At 54.5% G+C, this 20,063-nt stretch carries 24 protein-coding genes and 1 pseudogene; 7 read left to right on the top strand and 18 right to left on the bottom strand.

What is annotated here, in order from left to right:
* Positions 1–14 precede the first annotated feature (14 nt).
* Complete coding sequence (locus tag NI40_RS01605) at positions 15–236, bottom strand: hypothetical protein (protein WP_039262780.1); 222 nt, start codon at positions 234–236, stop codon at positions 15–17.
* Between the two features lie 491 nt (positions 237–727).
* Between NI40_RS01605 and NI40_RS24060 the strand changes: the two genes are divergently transcribed.
* Positions 728–1,054, top strand: coding sequence for a hypothetical protein (locus NI40_RS24060; protein WP_039262778.1), 327 nt, complete (start codon positions 728–730; stop codon positions 1,052–1,054).
* A complete protein-coding gene (locus NI40_RS01595; protein ID WP_127353309.1) occupies positions 1,038–1,322 on the top strand; it encodes a hypothetical protein in 285 nt (94 codons plus the stop codon). Before NI40_RS24060 ends, NI40_RS01595 begins: the two co-directional genes overlap by 17 nt.
* A gap of 188 nt (positions 1,323–1,510) precedes the next feature.
* Here NI40_RS01595 and NI40_RS01590 read toward each other — a convergent pair whose 3' ends face one another.
* From NI40_RS01590 to NI40_RS01550, 8 genes and pseudogenes are all read right to left on the bottom strand, one after another.
* The gene (locus tag NI40_RS01590; protein ID WP_039262776.1) at positions 1,511–1,840 is read right to left on the bottom strand and encodes a hypothetical protein; all 330 of its coding nucleotides are present in this window, start codon (positions 1,838–1,840) and stop codon (positions 1,511–1,513) included.
* Positions 1,841–2,261: 421 nt separating this feature from the next.
* A complete protein-coding gene (locus NI40_RS01585) occupies positions 2,262–2,897 on the bottom strand; it encodes a hypothetical protein (RefSeq protein WP_039262774.1) in 636 nt (211 codons plus the stop codon).
* Positions 2,882–3,223 (bottom strand): hypothetical protein, encoded by a 342-nt coding sequence (locus tag NI40_RS01580; protein WP_039262773.1) that lies wholly within the window; start codon positions 3,221–3,223, stop codon positions 2,882–2,884. The genes NI40_RS01585 and NI40_RS01580 overlap by 16 nt, the downstream gene beginning before the upstream one ends.
* Before the next feature lie 204 nt (positions 3,224–3,427).
* On the bottom strand, positions 3,428–3,802 hold the full coding sequence (locus tag NI40_RS01575; RefSeq protein WP_052206744.1) for a hypothetical protein: 375 nt from the start codon (positions 3,800–3,802) through the stop codon (positions 3,428–3,430).
* Positions 3,803–3,997 carry a hypothetical protein gene (locus NI40_RS23555; RefSeq protein WP_052206742.1) on the bottom strand — a complete coding sequence of 65 codons (195 nt, stop codon included), beginning with the start codon at positions 3,995–3,997 and terminating at the stop codon, positions 3,803–3,805.
* A 110-nt stretch (positions 3,998–4,107) separates the two neighbouring features.
* On the bottom strand, positions 4,108–4,368 hold the full coding sequence (locus NI40_RS01565) for a hypothetical protein (protein WP_039262772.1): 261 nt from the start codon (positions 4,366–4,368) through the stop codon (positions 4,108–4,110).
* Positions 4,369–4,443: 75 nt separating this feature from the next.
* Positions 4,444–5,035 (bottom strand): annotated as a pseudogene (locus NI40_RS01555) (recombinase family protein).
* A complete protein-coding gene (locus NI40_RS01550) occupies positions 5,032–5,382 on the bottom strand; it encodes a cell envelope integrity TolA C-terminal domain-containing protein (protein WP_039262769.1) in 351 nt (116 codons plus the stop codon). Before NI40_RS01550 ends, NI40_RS01555 begins: the two are co-directional and overlap by 4 nt.
* A gap of 212 nt (positions 5,383–5,594) precedes the next feature.
* Here NI40_RS01550 and NI40_RS24055 point away from each other — a divergent pair, with 212 nt between their 5' ends.
* Entirely contained in the window at positions 5,595–5,759 is a 165-nt protein-coding gene (locus NI40_RS24055) for a hypothetical protein (protein ID WP_155404078.1), read from the top strand.
* 2 nt (positions 5,760–5,761) lie between these two features.
* Positions 5,762–6,178 carry a hypothetical protein gene (locus tag NI40_RS01545; protein WP_039262768.1) on the top strand — a complete coding sequence of 139 codons (417 nt, stop codon included), beginning with the start codon at positions 5,762–5,764 and terminating at the stop codon, positions 6,176–6,178.
* Between the two features lie 287 nt (positions 6,179–6,465).
* On the opposite strand, the gene NI40_RS01540 is transcribed toward NI40_RS01545, so the two are convergent.
* From NI40_RS01540 to soxR, 5 genes are all read right to left on the bottom strand, one after another.
* Positions 6,466–7,608, bottom strand: a complete 1,143-nt coding sequence (locus NI40_RS01540) for an IS481 family transposase (protein ID WP_045143061.1) — start codon at positions 7,606–7,608, stop codon at positions 6,466–6,468.
* A 117-nt stretch (positions 7,609–7,725) separates the two neighbouring features.
* Positions 7,726–9,372, bottom strand: coding sequence for a Na+/H+ antiporter (locus NI40_RS01535; RefSeq protein ID WP_033144417.1), 1,647 nt, complete (start codon positions 9,370–9,372; stop codon positions 7,726–7,728).
* A 150-nt stretch (positions 9,373–9,522) separates the two neighbouring features.
* On the bottom strand, positions 9,523–10,872 hold the full coding sequence (gene ghxP, locus NI40_RS01530) for a guanine/hypoxanthine transporter GhxP (RefSeq protein WP_023310059.1): 1,350 nt from the start codon (positions 10,870–10,872) through the stop codon (positions 9,523–9,525).
* A 294-nt stretch (positions 10,873–11,166) separates the two neighbouring features.
* Entirely contained in the window at positions 11,167–11,838 is a 672-nt protein-coding gene (locus NI40_RS01525) for a glutathione S-transferase family protein (protein WP_039264123.1), read from the bottom strand.
* A 293-nt stretch (positions 11,839–12,131) separates the two neighbouring features.
* Entirely contained in the window at positions 12,132–12,590 is a 459-nt protein-coding gene (gene soxR, locus NI40_RS01520; protein WP_014882155.1) for a redox-sensitive transcriptional activator SoxR, read from the bottom strand.
* Positions 12,591–12,688: 98 nt separating this feature from the next.
* On the opposite strand from soxR, the gene soxS reads away from it, so the two are divergent.
* Positions 12,689–13,015, top strand: coding sequence for a superoxide response transcriptional regulator SoxS (gene soxS, locus NI40_RS01515; protein WP_013095071.1), 327 nt, complete (start codon positions 12,689–12,691; stop codon positions 13,013–13,015).
* A gap of 6 nt (positions 13,016–13,021) precedes the next feature.
* Here soxS and NI40_RS01510 read toward each other — a convergent pair whose 3' ends face one another.
* The gene (locus NI40_RS01510) at positions 13,022–14,587 is read right to left on the bottom strand and encodes an EAL domain-containing protein (protein WP_029740210.1); all 1,566 of its coding nucleotides are present in this window, start codon (positions 14,585–14,587) and stop codon (positions 13,022–13,024) included.
* A 645-nt stretch (positions 14,588–15,232) separates the two neighbouring features.
* Here NI40_RS01510 and NI40_RS01505 point away from each other — a divergent pair.
* Positions 15,233–15,514: a YjcB family protein gene (locus tag NI40_RS01505; protein WP_008503385.1), complete on the top strand. Its 282-nt coding sequence runs from the start codon at positions 15,233–15,235 to the stop codon at positions 15,512–15,514.
* A gap of 62 nt (positions 15,515–15,576) precedes the next feature.
* Here NI40_RS01505 and ssb1 read toward each other — a convergent pair whose 3' ends face one another.
* Positions 15,577–16,107 carry a single-stranded DNA-binding protein SSB1 gene (gene ssb1 / locus NI40_RS01500; protein WP_029740211.1) on the bottom strand — a complete coding sequence of 177 codons (531 nt, stop codon included), beginning with the start codon at positions 16,105–16,107 and terminating at the stop codon, positions 15,577–15,579.
* A 251-nt stretch (positions 16,108–16,358) separates the two neighbouring features.
* Between ssb1 and uvrA the strand changes: the two genes are divergently transcribed.
* A complete protein-coding gene (gene uvrA, locus NI40_RS01495) occupies positions 16,359–19,181 on the top strand; it encodes an excinuclease ABC subunit UvrA (RefSeq protein ID WP_039264124.1) in 2,823 nt (940 codons plus the stop codon).
* A 3-nt stretch (positions 19,182–19,184) separates the two neighbouring features.
* Here the strand turns inward: uvrA and NI40_RS01490 are convergent, their stop codons facing one another.
* Together NI40_RS01490 and NI40_RS01485 are read right to left on the bottom strand one after the other, a co-directional pair.
* Positions 19,185–19,538: an MmcQ/YjbR family DNA-binding protein gene (locus NI40_RS01490; RefSeq protein WP_023310053.1), complete on the bottom strand. Its 354-nt coding sequence runs from the start codon at positions 19,536–19,538 to the stop codon at positions 19,185–19,187.
* A gap of 2 nt (positions 19,539–19,540) precedes the next feature.
* Positions 19,541–19,957: a secondary thiamine-phosphate synthase enzyme YjbQ gene (locus tag NI40_RS01485; RefSeq protein ID WP_023310052.1), complete on the bottom strand. Its 417-nt coding sequence runs from the start codon at positions 19,955–19,957 to the stop codon at positions 19,541–19,543.
* Positions 19,958–20,063: the final 106 nt, after the last annotated feature.

Genomic DNA, 20,063 nt, shown 5'->3' with positions numbered 1-20,063 from the left:
CTCTCTCTCCTTTTTTAGCTATGAGTACGTTCGCAGTAACCCATAGCGGCAACCAAAGCCTGCTCCCAGGACATACCCGGATGCTTTTCCATGAAATCAAGAGCGACGTTGATGAGAAGGCGTTCAGAGCCTAAAGAGCCAGAATTGATCATTTTCTGTTCTTGATCGATACGTGTAAGGGCGCGGCCTTTAATTTTGCGACTCGCAGGGACAGGAAATTTTGGTTTGTCAGACATAGTTGCCTCCGTTTGGTGAGAGGCAGAATTGAGCAAGCGCAGATTCGCCTCTCACAGATTAAAGTGAGATAGTGAATCCGTAACTTGCTTTCGCGGGCATACGAATAAGGCCGTTTTCAACGATACATGAAACGGTAGATAGCGGCAAATAAAATTGCCAGCATGCGCTGGGATTTAATGGTGCTCATTGATTAGGCACATGGTCAACCCGGCAAGCCGGTTTCTGTTGCGGAGTAGAGGCCCCGCCATGTTTACGTCGCGCCTATTGCGAATGACTATTAGTATGTTGTAACTATACCATTATTACCTCGTTTTGACAGGGTGGCTCTTGCTGCGCGCAAGTCCTTACGGCAGAATGCGTTCACCAATTTACTGGCAACCGGACGCGATTAAGTGACGATTAAATATCTGCGCATGATGAAGGCTGAAACTGACCAGCTCCCCTGATTATTCGCGGCGAGCGTGATTGCCTGGCCGTGCGCACATTCGTCATGGTTGATGAAACCACCGAAGTTGAGAAGAACATTGATGTTGTTCTTGATACCAACGGCCACTTTATCCATCTGGCACAGGGTATTTCGCTTACCATTCCACCAAAGACGAACATCCCTCCGTTTTTGTTTAAACCGAAGAGAGCACTTACGTGCTATAGCCTCAATGGCGCTGCCCTGGATGGAAATGAACACTTAATGTTCATTGAGGATTCCGAAACGCATGCTATGATTGTTCCAAAGTACGATATGCACATCCTGGAATATGAGAAACACTTAGAAGCAACCCGCCCACTTTGGGAGGTTCAAAATGATGATGAAGAATAGAGTTAACTACGAAAAAGCAATTAATCAGATGGTCGCAGATGGGGCGAGCCGCCAGGCTCTCTTTGCCTTCATTAACGGCATGGTTGATGGTTATGGTCGTGAAGGTGGCTCCCTTGCTTTCAACATCCTGAATGATGTCCTTGATAACGATCTGCCAGAAGATGTTGAAGATGCCGTTGTTGACGCTCTGGAAGCCCTTAGCGGCCAGTGTAACCGCATTTGCTGGATAGGCTCCGGCGATTATCATCTGGCACCGCAAGCCGCATAATGAACGAAGCCCCTTAAAAGGGGCTTTTTAGTCTCTGCCAGGCGCGTAGTCGCACACCTCTCCAGCCTACCAGCACCCTCTTAACGCTCAAATCCTCATCCAGCGCCAGCCAGTGAATGCCTTCAAAAGACAGCTCATAGGCTATGCGTTCTGCGGATGACGCCTGCGCCAGACACGAACGGGACCGATCATGCTTCCCAGCTCCGCTCTCGCCGGTTCCGCAACTCGGCCACCGCCAATGTGATTTCTTCCAGATGTTCGGGCATGGCCGCAGCACCTCCGGCAAAGGCCAGATACTCGCCAATAGTCTTATAGGCTTTGTGCTCCAGGGCTTCGCACGTTAGCGCCATCAGCCCCGTTTCAATTCGCTTCCCGGCCTTAATTGTGTCTGCCAGCTTGCAGCCCTGCTCACGCAGAATCATCAACGCATCATTGTAGTCGTGACCTGTAATACAAGCGGCCAGTAAAAGGGGGCTTCGGTTGTTATCGGTAAGATGTTTTAGGTGTTCAAAAGCCATGAACTATCCTCAGTGACGGCCATAGAGATCCCATTTACGCAGCACAATACGCTTGGGTAAGCGCATACCATTGCATCACGCTTTATGCGGCAGCATTAAACTCCGTACCTTATTTCTTTCTCGCGTCTTTAATCATTAACGTGGGCAATCACGCGTTCAGCCAGGGCTTCATCATCAGAATCGCCCAGCAGATGACTTTCAGCCATTTCTTCCAGCTCCTGGATTATTTCATCTGCGCGCTAAAAGGCTGCGCCAGAGCTGCGCCACATTACTTCGTAGCGTTTACTTTGTCGGTCGAGATTGAATGCGAGACAGAAGCCTAAAGCGGCCAGAAAAGCGAGAAACCAGAGTATATTATTTCCTGCGCGAATGCTTATGTGGCAAGCAGTATAGCGTCTGGATTGCCCTACAAGGAAGAAGGTTATGCAGTAGGGAAGGCGATGCGCGCCGCCAGAACAACGTGTTCCATGTTCTGGTGTGTCGGTCGGAAGCCAATTCGATCTAAAGTGTCAGGAGAAATGACCGTATCTGGGTCACCCCAGATGGTATCGCTAATTTGTTGTAGGGATTCGGCTGCGCCCGTGTACGCTTCTGGCTCATCACCGATCATGCGATATTCCAGGTTCTCGCCATGAATTTCCATGACGTTTATCTTTACATTGTCGTTTTCAGCCATCAGCAGCCAGATAAACATTCCACCTGCGGTCTGGCGAACATCGCTAACAATAACCCCATAGTGTTCCATGACGGTTTGATAAGCATGTTGCGCAAGTTTGACGCTACGGAAATCTTCACCAACGAATGCAGAAACAACCTGCGGGATACGCGCAGGGAACCCGCCAGGTGGGACCAGTTCGAATTCAAAAACAAAATTCGCGGAGATTTGACCCGAGGTGATATGGCGGAGGTAAAGACGAGCTATGCCATCTTCATCAGAAAGGATGGCTATATGCTCGTCGCCAGCGTCATCAATGATATTGGCAAACTCCAGGCAAGCATCATCAGGTTCAAGCCAAATGAGATTCTTATCGTGCCCGTCGATTAGCCGTGGTGACATTGCGCCGTGTGTTCCATTCCATTGAGTTGAAACAGTTCAATCGCGCGACGACCGAAATCACTCAGATTCATCTTCTTAGCAAAGGCTGAATCTTCTTGCTTGGTGACTTTTTTGCGGCCATCAGCTTCAAGTTGCACAACAACGACTGGTTCGACGCGCTCACGACAGCCAGCATCGCGCCAATTCTCATGAACGACAATCAGCAGAGGGCGACTTTTACGGGTCTTGTTTGAGCGTACTTCGAATTTACCTTGAACGCCGGGTACGCCAAAACTCCCTAAAAGGGCATAGTCATCAGCGATAGTGAATCGAGTATGTGTAATCATATTCACCTCCAGTGTCCAAAGTATTCTTAGTATTCATTGGGATACCGAAAACCTTTGTGGTGCAAGCGGTTGCCAGTTTAAGCATGATAATAATAGTATACTATTTTGCAACTTTTTTGTTTAGGATTTCGCCGTAAGGCGGCGTGGAATGGGCGGTCTGCGGGATTTATAGCTTTAATATAGCACCCGCATAATCGTGGCCTTTCAGTGAGCTCTTATTTTGGGCATGTCGCCCTTCAGGAAGGAACGAATCGAGTTGTCGATAATCTCGCGTGTGAGCACCGGCTCTGCCACGACGATTTTTAAACCGATGCCGCCACGATAGCCAAGGTGGACTTGATAGCCGCACTGAACAGGTGGGATGGTGTCACGGGCGATCTCCGCCTCGCGTTTACTCAGGTATTCAGAAAACGTCACTCCACCGAATTGAGGGTAAGTGCGGCTAGGGTCGTTGATTCGCTCGATATCGAATTCCACGGTCTTCTCAGCTTCGCTAAGGAGCGCGTAGGCTTCATCGAACGCGATACCCTCCACAATGTCCGCGCGCGCCAGCTCGGCGGTGATGATCTCCGCATTCAATTATGTGGCGGAGTCTTTGTCCAGGAACAGAATGTCGCTCCAGATCCAGTTATGCCCTTCTGCTGGCTCACAGTCATCATAGTGCAGCCCTCCGCAGCGGTGGCGCTCACGGTGGATCAGGGTCTCGATGTATTGGGTGCGCGCGCGACGCTGGCGGCGTGAAAGAGAGGTAAATACCTTGTGTTTGCAGGTCATGAATTGCTCTGCGCATAAGTCGCTGGGAAGAATCCAGCCGCGCAGTTTACATAAGCGCGGGGAGTAACGCCAGGGGAAACCCGCACAATAGTGTGGGTTTCGGCTACCCATCAAGCCAGCATGCTCGCGCGCGCAACCTTAGGCCGCTTATCAACCCAGCGTTTCGGAATACCGCGTTCACGTTCTGCGGCAGCTAAAAACTTCATCAATTTTACATCGCTTGTGATGCCGCACATGTTAAGCAGCTTCACCAGCGCCGTGTTGTCCTCCACTGGAGCCACAGCGAACGCTGCAGGCGCTGCTTCCCATTGTTGCAGGTCCAGCCCTTTCTGGGCGTCCGCATCATAACAAGCCAGCACGAAGGGGATCATATGCGCATCGCATTACGCATCAGGAGCTGCGCCGTACGCCGTAGGCTTCGAAACTGACGGCGTGGGGCGACTTCTTTATTTCCAGTGACGGCGTACCGTCCGTACATTAATTCCCAGCTCTTTAGCTATTTGCTCTTGTGTCATTCCCTGTTCTTTCATGCGCTGCACGTCCTCCCTGGTGCCTGTAGCTACCGGACGGCCAAGCCTCTTACCTTCAGCGCGAGCGCGCACTAATCCTGCCTTGGTTTGCTCAATCAATTTATCGCGTTCAAACTGCGCAAAGACGCTCAACATGTTGCGGATCATCTTCCCTTCTGCGCTTGCCAGATCGATTGCGCCAATGTCTAATGAGTGAACGGAAATACCAGCAGCCAGCAGCCAGCAGCCAGCAGCCAGCAGCCAGCAGCTTATCAATGGTCTGTTGCACGTCGATATTGTCACGGCCTAAGCGGTCGATTTTGGTTACTATCAGGCGGTCGCCTTTCTCTAGCTTATCGAACAGCGCATTGAACTTGGGGCGCTTGGATGCCTGAACCGAACCACTAATTACTTCTTCCACTATTCGATGCGGTTCTACAGCGAAGCCAGAATTGGTGATCTGGATAACCTGGTTGACCGTGGTCTGTTCAGTGGTAGACACGCGGCAGTAAGCAAAGACCCGGCTCATGAGTTGAAGTCCAGCACGATTGGTGCGCTGCGCATTTCAGCCGGTGCCGCAGGCACGGGATAGCGAGGGTCGGTCATGTAATGCAAAATCTGGGAACAGAGTGCCGGATCTCCACCCTGTGATTTCACGTCCATCAGCAGCCCTGAAACGTCATATTTGAGGGCGATATGGCAAGTCTTACCATGCTCTATACCCGCCATTGCACCGCTCATGTATTCGCGCATTTGCTGGGCGTACTCGTTGGGGGTGGTCGCGGCGGGATTGTGCTGCGCGTTGTAGTTTTCGCGGCCTTGATGGGCGCACCCCACCAGGAACAGGACTGCGGCAATGGTGATAATGCGCTTCATAGTGTGGTTCCTTTCGAACAGGACATTTAACGTGAGGGCATATCAACATGCAGGGCATAAATTACAAAAGATATATTGATGCCCTGCTTGGGCGGGGATGTTTTTACAGGGCTTTTAACGGTCGTTTGATGCCCTGTCGTAGCGTGATGGTAAATTAGCAGACATTGAGGCGCAGGGAGTACCCTGCGTTGCCCTACAAGAAGGAACCTTTTATGAGCGACCAATCCATCACCACTGCCGACGATGAAGACCGCCAAGCCCGAAAAGCAGCCGCTAGGGTGTTTTACGAAAGCAACCCGAAGGCGACCGTGCCGGATGTTGCAAAGCAGTTTGATTTATCTATTGCTGGTCAGCAGAGGAACGCTGGCGAGCGGTAGAGGTGAAGACGCTCACCGGCCTGCCGAAACGGTCGGTGGCTATTGTTAAGCGCGCAATGAAGTTTAACGGCGGGGAGTTGGATGACGGACAGCTTCGCGCCCTTGCCATGCTCGCGCATCACAAAGAACGCAACCGGGTGGCATCAATCCTTTCCCGTGATTTGCGTCTGACGCTGAATAAGCTCACCAACCAGCGCAATATCCCAGGACCGGCTTCAATGGAGGAAGTGAAGAAACTGGCCTTGATTGCCGATGCCCAGAAGAAAATCAGTTCGGAGCTACGGCAGATCTGGCGACTTGATGACGGCGTGACCCCGATGATTGACGATGGGATCGGTGCAGCCATCGACGCTGCGGAAGTAAAACGCCAGGCTATTTCAGCGCTGCCAGACATGAAGCCTGCGGATAAGCTGTATTGATCGCAGGATCTAACCATTACCCTAATCACGAAAACACGATTTTAACAGAAATTTCAAATAGTTAAAAAGATCGCGTTATCTCAGCATTCTTTCCGAAACGCCAACTAAGATCGCACTCATTTCCAGGTGCATCCACAGCACAGCCAGTTAACCCACCATCCTTGTCTCATAGACGTTATCTCCGTATACAAGAGTAACCCTTACTGAAGCAAGTAACCCACGAATAACCCGGTTTTTCGGTCTGGAGCACGCACCACTGTACGGTCCGGGGACATGGTGAACACTTTTTAACACCCTTTACCCATGGTGATCGACTTTTTCTTCAGGTCGATCACCCCCACTTTCGTGCTGTACCACCACACTTCATAGCAGCCATTTTCCTCCGTCTCCTTCAGCCCGACCCGCTCTCCCCTGAACGCCTTGCCTGCGCTCAGACTCACGCCTTTCACGCTCAGCTTGCCACTGATGTCCACTTTCCTGACCATCATCCCTTCATCGTATTCCGGTGGCGTTGTGTTACCGCTGTACTGCCGCGCTGACGGCTGATACCGCGAGGCCGGTACCGCCATATCCAGCGCCTCGTGCGGGCGTTCAAGGTTGTAAACCGTCCGCCAGTGGTCGAAGGCGCGCTGCAGCTCACCGCTGTCCGCGAACCATTTTCCCTGCAGCACTTCGGCCTTCAGGCTGCGGTGAAAACGCTCCAGCTTGCCCTGCGTCTGCGGATGATAAGGCCGGGAATGGCCCACCCGGATACCCTGGCGCATCAGCCACAGCTCCAGCGCCGTCCAGGTACCGGTGGTGTCGCCCCACGGTGAGCCGTTGTCCATCGTCATCCGGTCCGGCAGGCCGTAGCGTTCAAACACGCTGACCAGCTGCTGCTGCACGGTCTCGCGCCGTTCATCGGTACAGTGTGTGAGGCACAGGGAAAAACGGGAGTGGTCGTCCAGCAGGGTGAGCGGATGGCTGCGGCCACCGCCAAAGGAAAAGTGGCCCTTAAAATCCATCTGCCAGAGGCGGTTCGGCGCGTCGTGTTCGAAGCGGCCCGTGCCGGGAATGCCCGGTGAAGCGCCCGGCAGCAGACCATGGCGGGCCATCAGGTTATGGACGGTGCTGAAGGCGGGCATGCGGTGCCCCTGGTCTTCGAGCCAGCGCTTAATCTTGCGGGCTCCCCAGCGTTCATGACGGTCATGTGCCATGCGCAACAGGGCTGTAATGTCGTCTGACGAGCGGTTCGGGGAATGACGGGGTATGCGGGGGCGGTCCTGAAGGCCGGACGGGCCTCCCTGAACCCAGCGCTGAAGCCACTTGTAGCCGGTGGCAGGTGAAATGCCGTAGTGACGGCAGAAGTAACGGATGTTCGCCCCGTCCTGCGAGGCGAACAAAACAAACCCGGTACGTAATGACATGGTATCTCTCGCATCCCAGGGCATAAGCGACTCCATAAACGGGTTCTTATGCCTTAGTTGTAAGTGTCTACCATGTCCCCGAACAAGTGTTCACTATGTCCCCGGATCGTACATGGGGCCAGGGTGAGGGGCAAAAGCGCGCTACTGATTCTCTATCAACAGCGCTTCCAGCAGGTCCAGATCGTGCAGCAGCTTTTGCAGCGTTTCGTTGCTGATCTGGCGCGTGGCGCGCAGATGGTACAGCTCGGCGCGCTCGGAGCGCAGCGCCGCCAGGCGGAACCGGCGCTCCAGGTTCTCCTCCTGCAGCGAGCTTTCCACGTCGTTACGCCCGTCCGCGCGGCGGCGCAGGTTACCAATCACGCGGGAACTGACTTCCGTCAGCAGCTGATTATCGATGTTCTCTTCCGCATCCGCGGCCAGACGCTCTTCCATCTTCTGAATCGCGACAATTGCCACTTCGGCGGTGGCCGCCCGGGCAATACGCTCCTCTTTATGCTGCTGGGTCGAATCACCGGCATCAATATGCTGGAGTAAAATCGGCAGCATAATCACGCCGACAAACAGGGAGAACAGAATCACGCCCGCCGCCAGGAAGACCAGCTCGTAGCGCGCCGGGAAGACGTCGCCCGTGGGCAGCAGCAGCGGAATGGAGAGCACACCGGCAAGGGTGATCGCCCCGCGTACGCCCGCAAAAGAGGCGATCAGCAGCTCACGCGTTGTCCACGAGCCGAACTCCATCGGCTTTTTCTTCAGGAAACGTACGCTGAAGTTTTTCATCGTCCACAGCCAGCCGAAACGCACCAGCATCAGCGCCATGTAGATCAGCACGATGTCGGTAAACAGCATCCAGACCTCAACGTTCGGATCGGCTTCGGCCGCCACCAGCGAGGATTCCATAATGCCCGGCAGCTGCAGGCCCAACAGCAGGAACACCATGCCGTTAAAGACAAATTCCAGCATGGCCCAGGTGCTGTTGGCACGCAGGCGCATGGCCAGCGGCGCGCGGCGCATTACGCCGGAACGGGTGATGGTCATCCCTGCCGCAACCGCAGCCAGAATGCCCGACACGCCGATATGTTCGGCAATCAGATAGGAGGCAAACGGCAGCAGGAACAGCAGTACGATCTGCGTAGCGGGTTCATCGCCGCCCCAGCGGCTGAGGAAGCGCAATGAGCGGCCGTACAGCCAGCTCACCACGAAGCCCGCCAGAATACCGCCAATCGCCACCTTGAAGAATTCCAGGGTTGCGCCGCCGATGGTAAAGACCATCGTGCCCATCGCAACGGCCACGGCAAACTTCAGGGCAACCAGGCCAGAGGCGTCGTTCATCAGCGCCTCACCCTGTAAAATTCCCATGATTTTCTTCGGAATACGGCCTTCACCCACAATGCCGGACAGCGCCACGGCATCGGTTGGCGATAGCACGGCGGCCAGCGCAAAGGCCGGTATTAATGGAATACCCGGTACCGCCCAGTAGATCAGAAAACCAATCCCGACGACGGTGACCACCACCAGCGCCAGCGCCAGGCCGAAGATCTCGCGCCCGTGCTCAAGGAATTCTCGCGTGGGCGTTTTCCAGCCATCGGCAAACAGCAGCGGCGGGATAAACAGTACGAGGAACAGTTCGGGGTCAAATTCCACGTGCAGGCCAAACGTCGGCCACGCCAGCAGCGCGCCGATGGCAATTTGCATTAATGGCAGGGGGACCTGAAAGGGCAGTACGCGTGTAACCACCCCGGATAGCGAGACCACAAGGGTCATGATGAGTATTGTGAAGAAGATTTCCATGCGTTCCCTGTTTGCTGTGTTGCTTATGTACTCCGGAAGGCGTCGTGCCTTTTATTCTATCTTCTCCAGAGTAACGCAAAAGGCAACAGGATGAGTCCTGAAAATAAAAACGGGCGGCCTGAGCCACCCGTTTTCGCATCAATGGACAACTTAGATTGCCCAGCCGCCCGCGTAGAACGCTACCAGCGCAACGGCGATAATCACGGTGCCAACGTTCAGCTTGCGCCATTCACCGGAGACCAGACGACCAATCACCAGCGACGCGAAGCCGATCATAATGCCGGTCACGATGTTACAGGTCAGGACGATGAAGACCGCGGTAATCAGGCCAGACATCGCGTCCACGAAGTCCGCAAAGTCGATTTTCGCTACGTTGCTCAGCATCAGCAGGCCAACGTACATCAGCGCTGGCGCGGTCGCATACGCCGGAACCAGATAGGAGAGCGGAGAGAGGAACAGGATCAGCATGAACAGCACGCCGACGGTGATCGCCGTCAGGCCGGTTTTACCGCCTGCCGCCGTACCCGCTGCGGACTCGATGTACACCGCCGCAGGCGCCGCGCCCACCAGGCCGGAGAAGACGCTGCTCAGGGAGTCAGTGGTCAGCGCTTTGCCGCCATCAATAATCTGACCGTCTTTATCCAGCAGGTTCGCCTGACCGGCCACCGCACGAATGGTACCGGTCGCGTCAAACACGGCGGTCATCACCAGCGCCAGCACGCTTGGCAGGATCACCGGGTTCAGCGCGCCAACGATATCCAGGCTGCCAATCAGGGAGTTGCCTTTGTCATCGCTCAGCGACGGCATAGCGAAGATACCGGAGAAGTGTACGGTTGGATCGAAAATCAGGCCGACAATAGAAACGCCGATAATGGTCAGCAGAATGCCGCCAGGCACCTTCAGTTTTTCCAGACCGATAATCACCGCCAGACCGATCAGCGACATGATCACCGGGAAGCTGGCGAAGTGGCCCAGCGCTACCGGCAGACCGTCCAGCGGGTTCTTGATAACCAGACCGACGCCGTTGGCGGCGATCAGCAACAGGAACAGGCCGATACCGATACCGGTACCGTGCGCCACGCCCTGCGGCAGGTTGCGCAAAATCCAGCTACGAATGCCGGTCGCCGAAATCACGGTAAACAGCACACCCATCAGGAACACGGCACCCAGCGCAACCGGTACGCTGATGTGCTGACCCAGCACCAGGCTGAACGCGGTAAACGCGGTCAGAGAGATGGCGCAACCAATCGCCAGCGGCAGGTTCGCCCACAGGCCCATCACGATGGAGCCCACGCCGGCCACAAGGCAGGTCGCCACAAAGACAGCCGCTGGCGGGAAGCCTGCTTTGCCCAGCATGCCCGGCACAACGATGACGGAATAAACCATCGCCAGAAACGTTGTCAAACCGGCAACAATTTCCTGGCGCACGGTGCTGCCGCGGGCCGAAATTTTAAACATGGCGTCAAGTGAACCGCCAGTACGCGCAGATGGCGTAGACATAGAAAACATCCCCTGAGAGTTTTTTAGGAAGTCCGTAAGCGAGGTGGAGACGCCACTGCCAGCTAAACGTCAAATCCTTGTGTTGCGTTTGCGACGAAAGGGCGTCACAAAAAAAGCAAACGTTTAGCTCCGCGCTTACAAACGGGTGGTCAAATTAAGGCAAACGATTATCTAGCGTAATCCCCGCCCTTTTCAACTGAACTTTATCGTTTTTCGCTAAAATTCACTTATGGCGCTGAAGAAATAAACAGAGGATGCGCAAACGTTATCGTCTATGCGCAATTTGTTTACATTTCAGTCCTCGCCCGGGATAGATAACGGTCCCCCCTGTTCCAGGGTTCTTTGCCAGCCTGGGGTGTTCTCAACTTTTGTCTTCCACGCCTGAATATGCGGCAGATTAGCGATACCGCCGCGCGCCAGCAGCGCAAAGATCGGGAAGCTCATCTGGATATCGGCCATGCTGAGCGAATCCCCGGCAAACCAGCTGTTTTCGGCAAGATGTGACTCAATAAAGCGCGCATGGGTTTCCAGTTGACGGTTGAGATACGCTTTCTGCACCCCCTGCCCCAGCGCTTTGCCCAGGGTTCTGATACCAAACGGCACCGGCGGCTTGCCGAGGCTGTTGAAGACCAGCTTCATTAACAGCAGCGGCATCAGCGATCCTTCGGCGTAATGCAGCCAGAAGCGGTATTGCACCTTATGCGACGGGTCTAAAGGCTTAAGGCGTGACTCGGGATCGTACGTTTCCTGCAGGTACTCCAGGATGGCGCCCGATTCCGCAAGGATCAGTCCGTTATCTTCGATAACCGGCGATTTGCCCAACGGATGCACCTTTTTAAGAGCCTCCGGCGCCAGCATGTTCTTTTCGCGCTGGTAGTGAACAATCTCATAAGGCAGGTCAAGTTCTTCCAGCGCCCAAATCACGCGGTGCGAGCGCGACTGGTTAAGGTGGTGTACCGTGAGCATGGCTTTCTCCTGTTATTCATACTTTTTAACTATAGAAAATTGAACAACACCGCGAAAAAAATTCGTCTAAAAAACGGTCGGTGAGGCTGGCGAAAAAACGGGTCTTGCATAGAATTAAAGTGTCAGCACAATCCGGAACCTCCCCAACCAGCTCGACACTGAGGGGTGCTGATGTCGGGGGAAACCCTCCCGTGAACCAGCGGGATAGAGTGAAAGACAAAGACCGGGAAAAACTAAAGCGCCCTTATGTGGCGCTTTAGTTCTTTATTATGCTTTTTGCCGGCCGCACAATCTCATTCCTCTTCCAGCAACCGCGCCCCCGTCCCCTGCTCGCCCAGCCTGTCGCCGGGGTTACGCAACGGACAATCGCTACGCGACAGGCAGCCGCAGCCGATGCAGCCATCCAGCTCGTCACGCAGCGCGACCAGCGTATGAATACGCCTGTCCAGCTCTTCACGCCACTGGGACGACAGCTCTTTCCATTCTTTCGGGCTAAGCGTATGCCCTTCCGGCAGCACGCCAAACGCCTCGCCGATCGTGGCCAGGGGAATTCCGATTCGTTGCGCAATTTTGATAATCGCCACGTAGCGGAGCACGTCGCGGGTATAGCGACGCTGGTTGCCCCCGTTGCGGATGCTTTTAATTAACCCTTTGCTTTCATAGAAGTGGAGCGCGGATACCGCAACGCCGCTTCGCTTCGCCACTTCACCGGGGGTTAACAGCGCTTTAATGCGCGGCAATCTCTTTTCCATAAAACCTCTTTACCTCAAGTTAACTTGAGGAATTATACTCGCCCGCAGAGAAAACGACGAATTAACCGAGATAGTTGTATCTACAGAGGGGCAACCTTATGTCGCATCAGCAGATTATTCAGACGCTTATTGAATGGATTGATGAACATATCGACCAACCGTTGAACATTGATGTGGTCGCTAAAAAGTCGGGCTATTCGAAATGGTATTTACAGAGAATGTTCCGCACGGTCATGCATCAGACGCTGGGCGAGTACATTCGCCAGCGCAGACTGCTGCTGGCGGCGCAGGCGCTACGCTCAACGCAGCGGCCCATTTTTGATATCGCGATGGATCTGGGCTATGTGTCGCAACAAACCTTTTCCCGCGTGTTTCGCCGCGAGTTTGACCGCACGCCGAGCGACTATCGCCACCAGTTGAATTAATCGCCCTCAGTGCAAAGGCTGCTGCTGCCAGGTCATAAATTCCTGGGGCGGCATCGCTTTCGCGAAGTGCCATCCCTGACAAAACTGGACGCCGCGCTTCAACAGCCAGCTCACCTGCTCTGCCGTCTCCACCCCTTCCGCAATGGTTTTCAGCCGCAGGCTTTGCGCCATCTCGATAATATGCTCGGCGATCAGGTGGCTGGTACTGTTGGTCGTTAAGGTATCGATAAACGATTTATCGATTTTCAGAATATCCACGTTCAGCGAGTAGAGGTTGTGCAGGTTCGAGTAGCCGGTACCAAAATCATCGATCGCGACTTCATAACCCGCCTGACGGAAAGCCTGAATCACCGGGGTGGTTTTTGGCACATCGATAAAACCGCGTTCCGTCACTTCTATTTTGATTTGCTGCGCACGGACGGCGTAGTGGCGGGCCTTGTCGGAAATCATGGCGATCAGCCGCGAGGAGTGGAAATCCGTGGCCGACAGGTTAATCGAAATATAGAGATGCGGATGCTCGGCCAGGAAATGGCCCAGATCGTTGAACACCTCCTCAACGACATAGTCCGTAATCCGCTCGCTCATTCCCTCATTTTCCGCCAGCGGGATAAACTCAGCCGGGCTCATCACCTGCCCGTTAAAGCCAGGCCAGCGCAACAGCGCCTCCGCGCCCACACACTGATTATTCTTAATATCAATAATCGGCTGATAGTGGACGCAAAGCTGTCGTTTGTTCAGCGCGCGGTGCAGTAAGCGCCCCGGCGAATTAAGCTCACGATGGGTACGCGACCATACCAGCAAAATAATAATGCTGCAGATCATGCCCAGCGGCAGCGTCAACGTCGCCTGGTGATAAAGCGTTTCATAAAAGCGTTTATTCGATGTCGAGACAATGGCCGCAATCGGCCTTTTGGGGGATGTTACGATCGTATAAAAGCGGTTATCTTTTTGAAATACCGATTCCTTATCCCGAATCATCGAATTTAATAAAGAAACATTGGCTTTCTGGCTGACGGAAAAGAAAGCATTGGTTACCGTGTCGTACACACCCCAGGAGAGAGAATGATCCGCGGACATGACTTCGCTGTATGAAAGCGGATTGACGACCACCACATAATTTCCGCGCTGCATATATGTCATTTTATAGCCAGTATAAAATGGGGTATCGCGATAATAATAGATAGCGACGTCAGGTTTGCGCGTGTAATTAGCGACAGGAATGGCGTAGGGGTGATCCGGTGTAAAAACGGTCGAACAAAGAAAATTCTGACCTTCAGCGTAAATTAAATCGGCGACAAACAGGCGACCACGAACAACGTTCAGCATATATTGACGGTGTCCCGGCGTGCAAAGCTCGCCCTGATATTTTACCGCCTCGTCCCTGGCCAGCTCAACCTGTTGAATAACCAGCTCTGTTTTGTCTAAAGCCAGTTCAGCAAATGTGCGTAGCTGGGCGCTTGTTTCAGACACGGCACGCAGTTGGGCAAACCATAGCGCAAGCATCACCGGCAGCATAACTACCATGATGATCCCTACCACCCTGAGCATTTTGCGCCGCGCGCTACGATTCATTTCCCGCCCTATATCCCTGCATGTTGTACGCCTGTAGTACTTAAGGCCGGATGCTTTGTTAAACAGGTGATTACGTTGCATGAATCATGCGAAGTTAGCAACTGACTTTTAGTATTAAAAATCTTAAATTTCGTTATGCCGATAATATTTTCCCGTAAGTTAAACTGTAAGTATTCGTTCCGTTTCAATTAAGGAAAATAATTATCCAGCCCGTCAGGCAGACGGGAAGATAACACAACAGACAATCGTTGATTAAGCCAAACGTCTGACAGCATGAAAAAAGTACAATTTCATCATGACGTTTTATGCTATTTGCTCTGAGGCATTGTGTCCGTTGATTTATAAATAGTCAGCCTACACCACAATATTTTGAGTATTGGCGGAGAATAACGCCCCTCTTATAAAAACTCAATTTGCGCTATCCCCACTTGCCCGAAGGGCATTTTCGGCAAGCTGTGGCTCCACCTCCTCGTGCGCCGAAGGCAGAACCAGCCCGCACAATAGTCTTTTCTGAGGAATAAAATCCTCTTTTTTGATTGCTCAGACACTGGCGAATAAATCAACAAACGTGATATAGTTCACACATATTTTGTAACGAGAAACACCGTTTCATTCAGTTCGTCTGTTTTATAGAGGATGGGGTTTATGGCAACCATTACTACCAGCATGGTTCTCCTGCGCTGGCCTTTGTTGAGTGCGGTACTGATGTTTCTAGCCAGCACGCTGAACATTCAGTTTCGTAAATCTGACTATGCGGGTCTTGCTGTCATCAGCACCCTGCTGGGGCTGGGTGCGGCCTGCTGGTTTGCAACGGGCCTGCTTGGCATCACCCTGCTGGATATCGCCGCCGTCTGGGAAAATATTAAAGTGGTGATGGTTGAGGCGATGAGCCACACGCCGCCAGACTGGCCGATGGTGATTACCTGATCCCTGACGGAATAAAAAAACCCAGACGATAGTCTGGGTTTTTTGTTTTCAGCACGCGGAAATCAGAACGGAATGTCGTCGTCGAAATCCATTGGCGGTTCGTTAGACGGCGCCGGAGCAGACTGCTGCTGCGGACGAGACTGTGCGCCGCCGCTGAACTGGTTGCCGCCCTGCGGCTGCTGAGGCTGACCCCAACCGCCCTGCTGCTGGCTCTGACCGCCACCTGCCGGTGCACCACCGCCCTGACGGCCACCCAGCATCTGCATGGTACCGCCCACGTTGACCACGACTTCTGTGGTGTACTTCTCAGCGCCGGCCTGATCGGTCCATTTGCGGGTACGCAGCTGGCCTTCGATATAGACCTGAGAACCTTTACGCAGATACTCACCGGCCACTTCGGCCAGTTTGCCAAACAGCACTACACGGTGCCATTCGGTCTGCTCTTTCATCTCACCGGTCGCTTTATCACGCCAGGATTCGGAAGTAGCCAGCGTAATGTTGGCAACTGCGCCACCACTCGGCATGTAGCGTACTTCCGGGTCCTGGCCCAGATTACCGACGAGAATCACCTTGTTTACGCCTCTGCTGGCCATGTTCGTGTCTCCTGAATACGTTTCTTAATAGTGTAAACGCGCGAGTGTACCATTTCCACGCGGCAATTTGCATAGTTGCGTAGTCGGTTCAGAAATCTCTCGCGGACTCGACATTGTTACACAACCAATCAGAAAATGCATTCCAATACTGTATATTCAAACAGGTCAAATTGTGTCATAATTAGCCGTTTCTGACAGCCGTTTGTCCTTCAAACAAATCAGGCAATCCGTGTTCCAACCGGGAAAGGTGAATGGATAAGATCGAAGTTCGGGGCGCCCGCACCCACAATCTCAAGAATATCAACCTCATAATCCCTCGCGACAAACTCATTGTCGTGACCGGGCTTTCGGGGTCTGGCAAATCCTCACTGGCTTTCGACACTTTGTATGCCGAAGGACAGCGTCGTTACGTTGAATCGCTCTCTGCGTACGCGCGTCAGTTCCTGTCGCTGATGGAAAAACCGGATGTCGACCACATTGAAGGGTTGTCCCCTGCTATCTCTATTGAGCAGAAGTCCACCTCGCATAACCCGCGTTCAACGGTCGGTACCATTACCGAAATTCATGACTACCTGCGTCTGCTGTATGCCCGCGTGGGTGAGCCGCGCTGCCCGGACCACGACGTCCCGCTGGCGGCCCAGACCGTAAGCCAGATGGTGGATAACGTGCTGTCGCAGCCGGAAGGGAAACGCCTGATGCTGCTGGCGCCGATCATTAAAGAGCGAAAAGGCGAACACACCAAAACGCTGGAAAACCTGGCAAGCCAGGGCTATATCCGCGCCCGTATCGACGGCGAGGTGTGTGACCTGTCCGACCCGCCAAAGCTGGAGCTGCAGAAGAAGCACACCATCGAAGTGGTGATTGACCGCTTTAAGGTACGCGACGATCTCGCCACGCGCCTGGCGGAATCTTTTGAAACGGCGCTGGAACTCTCTGGCGGCACGGCCGTGGTCTCCGACATGGACGACCCAAAAGCGGAAGAGCTGCTCTTCTCCGCCAACTTCGCCTGCCCGATTTGCGGCTACAGCATGCGCGAGCTCGAGCCGCGCCTGTTCTCATTCAACAACCCGGCGGGCGCGTGCCCGACGTGTGACGGCCTGGGTGTTCAACAATATTTCGATCCGGACCGTGTGATTCAGAACCCGGAGCTGTCGCTGGCGGGCGGGGCCATTCGCGGCTGGGACAAGCGTAACTTCTACTACTTCCAGATGCTGAAATCGCTGGCGGAGCACTACAAGTTCGACGTCGAAGCCCCGTGGGCGAGCCTGAGCCCGAACGTGCACAAAGTGATCCTGTTCGGTTCCGGCAAAGAGAACATCGAGTTCAAGTATATGAACGATCGCGGCGATACCTCCGTGCGCCGCCACCCGTTCGAAGGGGTGCTGCACAACATGGAGCGCCGCTACAAAGAGACCGAATCCAGCGCGGTGCGCGAGGAGCTGGCGAAGTTCATCAGCAACCGCTCCTGCGCCACCTGTGAAGGCACGCGTCTGCGTCGCGAAGCGCGCCACGTGTTTGTGGAAAACACGGCGCTGCCGACCATCTCAGACATGAGCATCGGCCACGCGATGGACTTCTTCAACAACCTGAAGCTCTCTGGCCAGCGCGCGAAAATCGCCGAAAAAGTGCTGAAAGAGATTGGCGATCGCCTGAAGTTCCTGGTGAACGTCGGCCTGAACTACCTGACGCTTTCCCGCTCGGCAGAAACGCTCTCCGGCGGTGAAGCCCAGCGTATCCGTCTGGCAAGCCAGATTGGCGCGGGTCTGGTAGGCGTGATGTACGTGCTGGATGAGCCGTCCATCGGCCTGCACCAGCGCGACAACGAGCGCCTGCTCGGCACGCTGGTCCACCTGCGCGACCTCGGCAACACGGTGATCGTGGTCGAGCACGATGAAGATGCGATCCGCGCGGCTGACCACGTCATCGACATTGGCCCTGGCGCTGGCGTACACGGCGGCCAGGTGGTCGCGGAAGGGACGCTGAAGGACATCATGGCGGTGCCCGAGTCGCTGACCGGTCAGTTCATGAGCGGCAAGCGTAAGATTGAGGTGCCGAAACAGCGCGTAGCGGCAGATCCGGAAAAAGTGCTGAAGCTGACCGGCGCGCGCGGCAACAACCTGAAAGACGTCACCCTGACGCTGCCGGTTGGCCTGTTTACCTGCATCACCGGCGTGTCCGGTTCCGGTAAATCGACGCTGATCAACGATACGCTGTTCCCGATTGCGCAGACGGCGCTGAACGGCGCGACGCTGGCCGAGCCTGCGCCGTACCGCGACATCCAGGGTCTGGAGCATTTCGATAAAGTTATCGACATTGACCAGAGCCCGATTGGCCGTACCCCGCGCTCTAACCCGGCAACCTATACCGGCGTCTTCACGCCCGTACGTGAACTGTTTGCCGGTGTGCCGGAAGCGCGCTCCCGCGGCTATACGCCAGGACGTTTCAGCTTTAACGTGCGCGGCGGCCGCTGCGAAGCGTGCCAGGGCGACGGCGTGATCAAGGTTGAAATGCACTTCCTGCCGGATATCTACGTGCCGTGCGACCAGTGCAAAGGCAAACGCTATAACCGCGAAACGCTGGAGATTAAGTACAAGGGCAAGACCATCCACGAAGTGCTGGACATGACCATCGAAGAGGCGCGCGAGTTCTTTGACGCCGTCCCTGCGCTGGCGCGTAAGCTGCAGACGCTGATGGACGTCGGCCTGACCTACATTCGTCTGGGGCAGTCGGCCACCACGCTATCCGGCGGTGAAGCGCAGCGCGTGAAGCTGGCGCGTGAGCTGTCAAAACGCGGCACCGGTCAGACGCTCTACATTCTGGACGAGCCGACCACGGGCCTGCACTTTGCCGATATCCAGCAGCTGCTCGAGGTTCTGCATCAGCTGCGCGATCAGGGCAACACCATCGTGGTCATCGAACATAACCTGGACGTGATTAAAACCGCGGACTGGATTGTCGATCTCGGCCCGGAAGGCGGCAGCGGCGGCGGTGAAATTCTCGTCTCCGGTACGCCAGAGACCGTTGCAGAGTGCGAAGCCTCGCACACCGCGCGCTTCCTTAAACCGTTGCTGTAATTGTCACACGGAGAGTTGCTGTCGGGTGGTTTCCGGCAGCAGCTCAACCGCCTGCTGATAGGACGCGTCCACCAGGTAGTAAATCTGCGAGCCAGGAATCGATCCATCCAGATAGACGGTGCTCCAGTGCGCCTTATTGAGGTGCTTGCTCGGCCTCACGTCATCATGCTGTTGACGTAGCAAATCCGCCAGTTCAGGGCTGGTTTTCAGCGACGCCGCCGGACGGCCTTCCACCTCTTTCACCATCGCAAACAGCACATCTCCCACTTTTATCTGCGTGGCTTTCCAGTCGCTATGAACGCTCTGCTCCGCGCCGGGCTTGCTCATGCAGTACTGAAGTATCTCCGAAATTGTCATCTTTATTCCCCTTGTAGCGTGGCGATAATTTTACGCGAACCACCGTGAATGCGATGCTCTCCCAGCCAGATCCCCTGCCACGTACCCAACAGCAGTCGGCCATTGTGAACCGGCAGCATCAACGACACGCCCAGCAGGGAAGATTTAATATGGGAAGGCATATCGTCCGCCCCCTCATAGTCATGCTCGTAAGGCGCGTTGTCCGGGACGCTCTTCAGAAAATGGTGCTCCATGTCGGACCGGACGGTAGGATCGCAATTTTCATTAAGCGTGAGAGAGGCTGACGTGTGCTGAAGCAGCAGATGCAGCAAACCCGTTTTCACCCGCGACAGGTCGCGGAGTTGCCCGATGACTTCATCCGTCACCAGGTGAAATCCGCGTGGTTTAGCGCTTAAGGTCAGGGTCTGTTGGTACCACATGTGCTGCTCCGTGATGAAAGATGAATCTTTCTAAGTGTGCAGCAAGAAGACGAAAGGTAAAACCCGCAGCAGCGAGATTTGATTAAAAAAGAGTCAAACACGCTGC

Origin of the sequence: Enterobacter sp. E20 (assembly GCF_000801755.2) — a bacterium.
GTDB classification, from domain to species: domain Bacteria; phylum Pseudomonadota; class Gammaproteobacteria; order Enterobacterales; family Enterobacteriaceae; genus Enterobacter; species Enterobacter asburiae_B.
Note: the sequence above shows the minus strand (reverse complement) of the source record. Positions and strands in the feature narration are given on the sequence as shown.

What these genes read in the sequence shown, in the direction of transcription:
- NI40_RS01510 (WP_029740210.1), bottom strand. Translation starts at nt 14,587, where the DNA reads ATGAATCGTAGCGCGCGGCGCAAAATGCTCAGGGTGGTAGGGATCATC.
- NI40_RS01490 (WP_023310053.1), bottom strand. Translation starts at nt 19,538, where the DNA reads ATGACAATTTCGGAGATACTTCAGTACTGCATGAGCAAGCCCGGCGCG.
- NI40_RS24060 (WP_039262778.1), top strand. Translation starts at nt 728, where the DNA reads ATGGTTGATGAAACCACCGAAGTTGAGAAGAACATTGATGTTGTTCTT.
- NI40_RS24055 (WP_155404078.1), top strand. Translation starts at nt 5,595, where the DNA reads ATGAGCGACCAATCCATCACCACTGCCGACGATGAAGACCGCCAAGCC.
- NI40_RS01525 (WP_039264123.1), bottom strand. Translation starts at nt 11,838, where the DNA reads ATGCTCACGGTACACCACCTTAACCAGTCGCGCTCGCACCGCGTGATT.
- NI40_RS01565 (WP_039262772.1), bottom strand. Translation starts at nt 4,368, where the DNA reads ATGATCCCCTTCGTGCTGGCTTGTTATGATGCGGACGCCCAGAAAGGG.
- NI40_RS23555 (WP_052206742.1), bottom strand. Translation starts at nt 3,997, where the DNA reads ATGACCTGCAAACACAAGGTATTTACCTCTCTTTCACGCCGCCAGCGT.
- NI40_RS01580 (WP_039262773.1), bottom strand. Translation starts at nt 3,223, where the DNA reads ATGATTACACATACTCGATTCACTATCGCTGATGACTATGCCCTTTTA.
- soxS (WP_013095071.1), top strand. Translation starts at nt 12,689, where the DNA reads ATGTCGCATCAGCAGATTATTCAGACGCTTATTGAATGGATTGATGAA.
- NI40_RS01605 (WP_039262780.1), bottom strand. Translation starts at nt 236, where the DNA reads ATGTCTGACAAACCAAAATTTCCTGTCCCTGCGAGTCGCAAAATTAAA.
- soxR (WP_014882155.1), bottom strand. Translation starts at nt 12,590, where the DNA reads ATGGAAAAGAGATTGCCGCGCATTAAAGCGCTGTTAACCCCCGGTGAA.
- NI40_RS01550 (WP_039262769.1), bottom strand. Translation starts at nt 5,382, where the DNA reads ATGAAGCGCATTATCACCATTGCCGCAGTCCTGTTCCTGGTGGGGTGC.
- ghxP (WP_023310059.1), bottom strand. Translation starts at nt 10,872, where the DNA reads ATGTCTACGCCATCTGCGCGTACTGGCGGTTCACTTGACGCCATGTTT.
- NI40_RS01585 (WP_039262774.1), bottom strand. Translation starts at nt 2,897, where the DNA reads ATGTCACCACGGCTAATCGACGGGCACGATAAGAATCTCATTTGGCTT.
- NI40_RS01590 (WP_039262776.1), bottom strand. Translation starts at nt 1,840, where the DNA reads ATGGCTTTTGAACACCTAAAACATCTTACCGATAACAACCGAAGCCCC.
- uvrA (WP_039264124.1), top strand. Translation starts at nt 16,359, where the DNA reads ATGGATAAGATCGAAGTTCGGGGCGCCCGCACCCACAATCTCAAGAAT.
- NI40_RS01540 (WP_045143061.1), bottom strand. Translation starts at nt 7,608, where the DNA reads ATGCCCTGGGATGCGAGAGATACCATGTCATTACGTACCGGGTTTGTT.
- NI40_RS01485 (WP_023310052.1), bottom strand. Translation starts at nt 19,957, where the DNA reads ATGTGGTACCAACAGACCCTGACCTTAAGCGCTAAACCACGCGGATTT.
- NI40_RS01595 (WP_127353309.1), top strand. Translation starts at nt 1,038, where the DNA reads ATGATGATGAAGAATAGAGTTAACTACGAAAAAGCAATTAATCAGATG.
- NI40_RS01505 (WP_008503385.1), top strand. Translation starts at nt 15,233, where the DNA reads ATGGCAACCATTACTACCAGCATGGTTCTCCTGCGCTGGCCTTTGTTG.
- NI40_RS01535 (WP_033144417.1), bottom strand. Translation starts at nt 9,372, where the DNA reads ATGGAAATCTTCTTCACAATACTCATCATGACCCTTGTGGTCTCGCTA.
- ssb1 (WP_029740211.1), bottom strand. Translation starts at nt 16,107, where the DNA reads ATGGCCAGCAGAGGCGTAAACAAGGTGATTCTCGTCGGTAATCTGGGC.